Source organism: Synechococcales cyanobacterium T60_A2020_003, from assembly GCA_015272205.1.
In the GTDB taxonomy this organism is placed as follows: Bacteria; Cyanobacteriota; Cyanobacteriia; order RECH01; family RECH01; genus JACYMB01.
In genome coordinates, this window is sequence record JACYMB010000237.1 from 1 (window position 1) to 2,820 (window position 2,820).

Below are 2,820 nucleotides of genomic sequence, written 5' to 3' on the forward strand. Positions count from 1 at the left end.
ATAGGGGTTCATGCGAATCATTCTAAAAAGACGGAAAGCTGCATCCCTGATCTCCATATCTGGAGTATTAGTTAGGACTAATAGACTACTAGAGTACGTCCGAGCTAGTCAAATCGCGCACCACGATATCCGTACTCCACAGACTGCATGCCTACTCTGTAAACTACCTGTACCGAAAGCTCGACCGGGAATAGCATACAACATAAAGTTTGAAGATCTTGGTGCCAAAGGCTTATTGGCAGATCAACCTTGTTTTTTGACATCACGATACCCTTATTCGGTAGGAAATGGTATGCTTCTATACAAGGGTGCGATCGCCAGCTTACACCGCCTCTATGCTGGTTTAAGCAATTTGATTATTCCGCTAGGTTCTCTAAAGATTTTCTGAAGATTTTGTCCAATATCGAAGTAATGCCTCAAAGAAACGTTTATCTTTTCCGATGATTTTTTAGGCGATCTTACGATTGGAAAGACATGGTGTTCCGAGCTAAAAAAGAGATAAGCCCTTATTCGAAATGTTGAATCCTTAAATTCTACTGTTAAGCGTTTACAGCACCTGCTTGAACAACTATTCCATCGCGTTAACTTCAGAACCATATTATTCAACTGTAATGGAAGTATTTGAGATTTACGAACCCACAGGGCGTATTTTGAGCACTACGAACAGTCGCGATTTTCATGGCTGTATTGAAGCAGCGGCGAAGTCAGGCGTAACTTTAATCCTGATTGACTTCAAAAACATTATGTTTATGGACAGCCAAGGCCTCGGAACTCTGATTTCTGCCCGAAATCGAGCAGAATCATTAGGAATCAAACTTGCACTCTGCTCTCTAGTTGGGCAAGCACGAATGATTTTGGAAATGAGCAGCGTGGATCAATGAGCAGCGTGGATCAAATTTTCGAGATTTATAGCGATCGCACCGCTTTCCAAGAGGCGATCGCGCAGAAGACTATCGCCGCATAGCCAGCAGCATCGGCACCTGCTCTAGGTCTACATTGCCACCGCTGATCAAAACACCCACGCGGGGATGTACCTTTCGTGCCTGAAATTCTTCGAGATGGGCCGAGATTCGACCGTGGAGCAAGGCCGCCGCCGCGAGAGCCCCCGTCGGTTCAACCACAATTTTGAGGCGTTCCCACAGGTAAAACATCGTGCTCAGGAGTGCAGCATCGGGTACGGTCACCATGTCGTTCACGTATTTCAGCACCAAGGGAAAAGTGAGCGATCCTAGGGACGACGTTCTGGATCCATCAGCAATCGTGTCGGGATTGTTCACCGTTTGTAGGGTTTTGCTGTGAAAAGAACGGGTTGCATCATCACCGTGTTCTGGCTCGACCCCAATCACGCGGCAGAGAGGGGTGAGCGATCGCGCCGTGACCGCAGAGCCGGATAGCAATCCCCCACCCCCACAGCAGACTAATAGAAAATCTAGCGTGCCCACTTCCTCGATCAGTTCTTTGGCGGCTGTTCCCTGCCCCGCAATCACGTGGGGGTGGTTGTACGGGGGAATGATGGTGCCGCCACGCTCCTCCGCAAGCTGTTGAACCACCTCTTCACGAACGGCTTCTGAGCGATCGTATAGGATTACCTCTGCGCCATACCCTCGGGTTGCCGCTTGTTTCACCGCAGGGGCATCTTTGGGCATCACAATCGTGGTGGGAACATTCAACAGCTTTCCGGCCAAGGCGATCGCCTGGGCATGGTTACCCGATGAATAGGTCAGTACGCCGCTGCGCTTTTGATCGGGCGTGAGCTGGGCGATCGCATTGTACGCGCCGCGAAACTTAAAGGATCCAGTCCGCTGAACGTTTTCGCACTTAAAGTACACTTGACACCCCGTTTGCTCATTGATCGTGCGGGAGGTTAGAACAGGTGTCCGATGGGCAATGCCATGAAGTCGCTGCGCCGCATTCACCACATCGGTTAAAACGACGGCAGGATTAGCAGAGGATTTAGAGCGATTGAACGCATAGGTCATGGTGGGGTGTCCTTGGGGAGTGGCGCGAGGAAACTATAAACCTTGTCAGAGCGAATCCAGAAACGGCGATCGCTCAGTCAAGGAGTCCTGCGGGTGGCGTAATTTCGATTCGTTGATTTTCCAGATCCACAATCGGCACAATCGCTTTGACGAATGGAATAAGCGTCCGCTTGGGCAGAGCATCTCGATCTGGATCTGCGGCTGCGCTTCGTTCGACCTCCAACAGGTCATTACCCGCTGGAATGACACTGACAACGGTTCCGATCAACGCCTGAGTGATTTGATCGTATACGGCTAAGCCTATTAAATCGAGGATGTGATACTCATCCTCCTCTAGAGGGAGGCGATCGCTTTCTGACACCACCAGTTTGCAGTCTCGCAACGCCTCCGCCTGGTCACGGTAATTCACCCCTGCCAATCGAATAATGTAAATTCCCTTATTCTCGACAAACCGACCGGAGAGCAATTGGATCGGCTTCGGGTCTGACTCGTTAGGCTGCAAAAGCCACCGTTCACCCGGTTGCTCAAATCGCTCCGGGAAATCGGAATCAGGATAAACCCGCAATTCCCCTTTCAATCCGTGTGCCCCAACAATTTTGCCAATCTCAATCCAAGACGACTCAGCCATGCCAACAGTGCGATCGCAATGAGTTTAGGACTTCCAATTTTCAACGCTGGGCTGGGCAATGTCAACGTCTAACTCAAGGGGGGCAGCTAGTCAGAAAAGAAATTCCGTGAAAAACTAGAACTCAAACCTGATCCCCTAAAACCATGTCAAAGCTCAATTAAAACTGGGGTGCTAGGATTCGAACCTAGGAATGGCGGGACCAAAACCCGCTGC

At 50.0% G+C, this 2,820-nt stretch carries 3 protein-coding genes; 1 reads left to right on the top strand and 2 read right to left on the bottom strand.

Features of this window, described 5'->3' with window-relative positions; all coding sequences use genetic code 11:
* Window positions 1-560 precede the first annotated feature (560 nt).
* On the top strand, window positions 561-881 hold the full coding sequence (locus tag IGR76_11825; GenBank protein ID MBF2079179.1) for an STAS domain-containing protein: 321 nt from the start codon (window positions 561-563) through the stop codon (window positions 879-881).
* Between the two features lie 69 nt (window positions 882-950).
* On the opposite strand, the gene IGR76_11830 is transcribed toward IGR76_11825, so the two are convergent.
* Window positions 951-1,979: a threo-3-hydroxy-L-aspartate ammonia-lyase gene (locus IGR76_11830; protein ID MBF2079180.1), complete on the bottom strand. Its 1,029-nt coding sequence runs from the start codon at window positions 1,977-1,979 to the stop codon at window positions 951-953.
* A gap of 73 nt (window positions 1,980-2,052) precedes the next feature.
* Complete coding sequence (rimM, locus tag IGR76_11835; GenBank protein ID MBF2079181.1) at window positions 2,053-2,607, bottom strand: ribosome maturation factor RimM; 555 nt, start codon at window positions 2,605-2,607, stop codon at window positions 2,053-2,055.
* Window positions 2,608-2,820 lie beyond the last annotated feature (213 nt).